Genomic DNA, 5,593 nt, shown 5'->3' with positions numbered 1-5,593 from the left:
TAAGATAGAGAAGTTGCCCTTCGGGCCTGGTTGTGATGACTGGGTCGTGGGAGCATCCGATCCTTGAGAACTCAACAGCGTGCACTTGTCAAATGCCAAATTATCCTCGTCTAGCTTCGGCTGGGTGAGAATTCCTTTGGATCAAAGACCAATCCCTTTCGGGGGGTTGGCGATGGATGAAGTCAGCAATGAATTTGTCTCTTTGGTCAGTATCAAACTCGCTGCGTCACCGTTTTCCCGGTGGGGTATGCATTTCTTTTTTACGGAGAGTTTGATCCTGGCTCAGGATGAACGCTGGCGGCGTGCTTAACACATGCAAGTCGAACGGTGAACACGGAGCTTGCTCTGTGGGATCAGTGGCGAACGGGTGAGTAACACGTGAGCAACCTGCCCCTGACTCTGGGATAAGCGCTGGAAACGGCGTCTAATACTGGATATGTGACGTGGCCGCATGGTCTGCGTCTGGAAAGAATTTCGGTTGGGGATGGGCTCGCGGCCTATCAGCTTGTTGGTGAGGTAATGGCTCACCAAGGCGTCGACGGGTAGCCGGCCTGAGAGGGTGACCGGCCACACTGGGACTGAGACACGGCCCAGACTCCTACGGGAGGCAGCAGTGGGGAATATTGCACAATGGGCGCAAGCCTGATGCAGCAACGCCGCGTGAGGGATGACGGCCTTCGGGTTGTAAACCTCTTTTAGCAGGGAAGAAGCGAAAGTGACGGTACCTGCAGAAAAAGCGCCGGCTAACTACGTGCCAGCAGCCGCGGTAATACGTAGGGCGCAAGCGTTATCCGGAATTATTGGGCGTAAAGAGCTCGTAGGCGGTTTGTCGCGTCTGCTGTGAAATCCGGAGGCTCAACCTCCGGCCTGCAGTGGGTACGGGCAGACTAGAGTGCGGTAGGGGAGATTGGAATTCCTGGTGTAGCGGTGGAATGCGCAGATATCAGGAGGAACACCGATGGCGAAGGCAGATCTCTGGGCCGTAACTGACGCTGAGGAGCGAAAGGGTGGGGAGCAAACAGGCTTAGATACCCTGGTAGTCCACCCCGTAAACGTTGGGAACTAGTTGTGGGGTCCATTCCACGGATTCCGTGACGCAGCTAACGCATTAAGTTCCCCGCCTGGGGAGTACGGCCGCAAGGCTAAAACTCAAAGGAATTGACGGGGACCCGCACAAGCGGCGGAGCATGCGGATTAATTCGATGCAACGCGAAGAACCTTACCAAGGCTTGACATATACGAGAACGGGCCAGAAATGGTCAACTCTTTGGACACTCGTAAACAGGTGGTGCATGGTTGTCGTCAGCTCGTGTCGTGAGATGTTGGGTTAAGTCCCGCAACGAGCGCAACCCTCGTTCTATGTTGCCAGCACGTAATGGTGGGAACTCATGGGATACTGCCGGGGTCAACTCGGAGGAAGGTGGGGATGACGTCAAATCATCATGCCCCTTATGTCTTGGGCTTCACGCATGCTACAATGGCCGGTACAAAGGGCTGCAATACCGTGAGGTGGAGCGAATCCCAAAAAGCCGGTCCCAGTTCGGATTGAGGTCTGCAACTCGACCTCATGAAGTCGGAGTCGCTAGTAATCGCAGATCAGCAACGCTGCGGTGAATACGTTCCCGGGTCTTGTACACACCGCCCGTCAAGTCATGAAAGTCGGTAACACCTGAAGCCGGTGGCCTAACCCTTGTGGAGGGAGCCGTCGAAGGTGGGATCGGTAATTAGGACTAAGTCGTAACAAGGTAGCCGTACCGGAAGGTGCGGCTGGATCACCTCCTTTCTAAGGAGCATCTGACTCTTCGGAGTCCAGAACCCAGTTCGGGAGCGTTCGTTTCTCGCTGGGAGCTCATGGGTGGAACATTTGACATGGCATCGAGATCTGATCTCGGGATTAGTACGCCGCTTGCGGTTGGAAGGTTCTGGGTGAGGGGGTCGGTGTCTGCACGCTGTTGGGTCCTGAGGGACCGGATGCGCTTTGACCTTCGGGTTGGAAGCATTTGGTTACTCTGGGCCTTTCGTTGTTTCCCTGGTTGGGGAAGCGGTGAGGGGTACCGCCCGTACTTTGAGAACTACACAGTGGACGCGAGCATCTTGCAACAGCCTTCGGGTTGTTGCACAAGATGATCTTAAAGATCATTAGTCAATTTCAGATCCGGTTTTAGTGACCGGGTCGAGTTTTTGATTCAAACTCATGTGATTTCAAGTCTTTAAGAGCAAACGGTGGATGCCTTGGCATCTGGAGCCGAAGAAGGACGTAGCAATCTGCGATAAGCCTCGGGGAACTGATAAGCAAGTTTTGATCCGAGGGTGTCCGAATGGGGAAACCCCGCTGGGCGGCGTGCCGACCTAGTGACTCCCGCCTGAATATATAGGGCGGGTAGAGGGAACGTGGGGAAGTGAAACATCTCAGTACCCACAGGAAGAGAAAGCAACCGCGATTCCGTTAGTAGTGGCGAGCGAAACCGGAACAGGCTAAACCTAGCGTGTGTGATAGCCGGCAGGCGTTGCACGTTGGGGGTTGTGGGACTTTTCAGTCATCTCTGCCGAGGTGGCGGCGTTACAAGAAGGTATAGACGAACGGTCTTGAAAGGCCGGTCATAGAGGGTGCCAACCCCGTAGTCGAAATGCTTCTCTTGGCGCGAAGAGTATCCCAAGTAGCACGGGGCCCGTGAAATCCCGTGTGAATCTGTCAGGACCACCTGATAAGCCTAAATACTCCCAGATGACCGATAGCGGACAAGTACCGTGAGGGAAAGGTGAAAAGTACCCCGGGAGGGGAGTGAAATAGTACCTGAAACCGTTTGCTTACAAACCGTTGGAGCCTCCTTAGTAGGGGTGACAGCGTGCCTTTTGAAGAATGAGCCTGCGAGTTAGCGATATGTGGCGAGGTTAACCCGTGTGGGGTAGCCGTAGCGAAAGCGAGTCTGAATAGGGCGATTCAGTCGCATGTCCTAGACCCGAAGCGAAGTGATCTATCCATGGCCAGGTTGAAGCGACGGTAAGACGTCGTGGAGGACCGAACCCACTTAGGTTGAAAACTGAGGGGATGAGCTGTGGATAGGGGTGAAAGGCCAATCAAACTTCGTGATAGCTGGTTCTCTCCGAAATGCATTTAGGTGCAGCGTTGCGTGTTTCTTGCCGGAGGTAGAGCTACTGGATGGCCGATGGGCCCTACAAGGTTACTGACGTCAGCCAAACTCCGAATGCCGGTAAGTGAGAGCGCAGCAGTGAGACTGTGGGGGATAAGCTTCATAGTCGAGAGGGAAACAACCCAGACCACCAACTAAGGTCCCAAAGCGCGTGCTAAGTGGGAAAGGATGTGGAGTTGCTGTGACAACCAGGAGGTTGGCTTAGAAGCAGCCACCCTTGAAAGAGTGCGTAATAGCTCACTGGTCAAGTGATTCCGCGCCGACAATGTAACGGGGCTCAAGCACGCCACCGAAGTTGTGGCATTGATATTTTTGGTAGGCCTTCGTGGTCCAGCCGTATTGATGGGTAGGAGAGCGTCGTGTGGCCAGCGAAGCGGCGGTGTAAACCAGCCGTGGAGGCTACACGAGTGAGAATGCAGGCATGAGTAGCGAATGACGTGTGAGAAACACGTCCTCCGAAAGACCAAGGGTTCCAGGGTCAAGCTAATCTTCCCTGGGTAAGTCGGGACCTAAGGCGAGGCCGACAGGCGTAGTCGATGGACAACGGGTTGATATTCCCGTACCGGCGAAGAACCGCCCAAGCTAATCCAGTAGTGCTAAGTGTCTGAATCCCAGTGACTGATCCCTTCGGGGTGACGCTCTGGGCCTAGCGCACGACCCCATTCTGGTGCGGTTAGCGTATTAACAGGTGTGACGCAGGAAGGTAGCCCAAGCCAGGCGATGGTTGTCCTGGTGCAAGTGCGTAGGCCGAGAGATAGGCAAATCCGTCTCTCATTCAGGCTGAGACACGATGCGGATAAAAAGTGGGTGATCCTATGCTGCCAAGAAAAGCATCGACGCGAGGTTCTAGCTGCCCGTACCCCAAACCGACTCAGGTGGTCAGGTAGAGAATACCAAGGAGATCGAGAGAATCGTGGTTAAGGAACTCGGCAAAATGCCCCCGTAACTTCGGGAGAAGGGGGGCCTTCGGCGTATAGGGATTTACTCCCGAAAGCGTTTGGAGGCCGCAGAGACTAGTGGGTAGCGACTGTTTACTAAAAACACAGGTCCGTGCCAAGTCGCAAGACGATGTATACGGACTGACGCCTGCCCGGTGCTGGAAGGTTAAGAGGACCGGTTAGCCGCAAGGCGAAGCTGAGAATTTAAGCCCCAGTAAACGGCGGTGGTAACTATAACCATCCTAAGGTAGCGAAATTCCTTGTCGGGTAAGTTCCGACCTGCACGAATGGCGTAACGACTTCCCAACTGTCTCAACCGCGAACTCGGCGAAATTGCATTACGAGTAAAGATGCTCGTTACGCGCAGCAGGACGGAAAGACCCCGTGACCTTTACTACAGCTTGGTATTGGTGTTCGGTGTGGCTTGTGTAGGATAGGTGGGAGACTTTGAAGCATGGACGCCAGTTCGTGTGGAGTCATTGTTGAAATACCACTCTGGTCACTCTGGATATCTAACTTCGAACCGTAATCCGGTTCAGGGACAGTGCCTGGTGGGTAGTTTAACTGGGGCGGTTGCCTCCCAAAAAGTAACGGAGGCGCCCAAAGGTTCCCTCAACCTGGTTGGCAATCAGGTGTCGAGTGTAAGTGCACAAGGGAGCTTGACTGTGAGACTGACAGGTCGAGCAGGGACGAAAGTCGGGACTAGTGATCCGGCAGTGGCTTGTGGAAGCGCTGTCGCTCAACGGATAAAAGGTACCTCGGGGATAACAGGCTGATCTTGCCCAAGAGTCCATATCGACGGCATGGTTTGGCACCTCGATGTCGGCTCGTCGCATCCTGGGGCTGGAGTAGGTCCCAAGGGTTGGGCTGTTCGCCCATTAAAGCGGTACGCGAGCTGGGTTTAGAACGTCGTGAGACAGTTCGGTCCCTATCCGCTGCGCGCGTAGGAAATTTGAGAGGATCTGACCCTAGTACGAGAGGACCGGGTTGGACGAACCTCTGGTGTGTCAGTTGTTCCGCCAGGAGCACCGCTGATTAGCTACGTTCGGGATGGATAACCGCTGAAAGCATCTAAGCGGGAAGCCGGCCTCAAGATGAGATTTCCATACCTTCGGGTGAGAGGCTCCCAGCCAGACTACTGGGTTGATAGGCCAGATGTGGAAGTGCAGTAATGCATGCAGCTGACTGGTACTAATAAGCCGATGACTTGATAACACACCGTTTGTTGGTGCTACGCGTCCACTGAGTGGTTCTCGATGTACGGTCGAGAACCGCATAACAACAATGACTTTGTTATGTGTTTGATTGAAACATCAATAGTGTTTCGGCGGCCATAGCGTGAGGGAAACGCCCGGTTACATTCCGAACCCGGAAGCTAAGCCTCACAGCGCCGATGGTACTGCAGGGGGGACCCTGTGGGAGAGTAGGACACCGCCGGACTTCTTTTAAGCAAATGGCCACCCATCGATGGGTGGCCATTTTGCGTTTTACACGAAATACAAC

The 5,593-nt window shown here is 54.3% G+C and carries 3 rRNA genes; all 3 read left to right on the top strand.

From position 1 onward, the window contains the following. Positions 1 to 259: 259 nt before the first annotated feature. The 3 genes from KZC51_RS17565 to rrf all read left to right on the top strand — a co-directional run bounded on the left by KZC51_RS17565 (position 260) and on the right by rrf (position 5,530). Positions 260 to 1,783 (top strand): 16S ribosomal RNA (locus tag KZC51_RS17565). Positions 1,784 to 2,200: 417 nt separating this feature from the next. Further along, a 23S ribosomal RNA gene (locus tag KZC51_RS17560) occupies positions 2,201 to 5,305 on the top strand. A gap of 108 nt (positions 5,306 to 5,413) precedes the next feature. Continuing rightward, positions 5,414 to 5,530 (top strand): 5S ribosomal RNA (rrf, locus tag KZC51_RS17555). Together the 16S, 23S and 5S rRNA genes form the textbook arrangement of a ribosomal RNA operon. The last annotated feature ends 63 nt before the right edge of the window (positions 5,531 to 5,593 follow it).

The sequence above is a fragment of the Microbacterium croceum genome, assembly GCF_023091245.1.
Classification (GTDB): Bacteria; Actinomycetota; Actinomycetes; order Actinomycetales; family Microbacteriaceae; genus Microbacterium; species Microbacterium croceum.
This window is presented reverse-complemented; position numbering and strand designations above follow the sequence as displayed.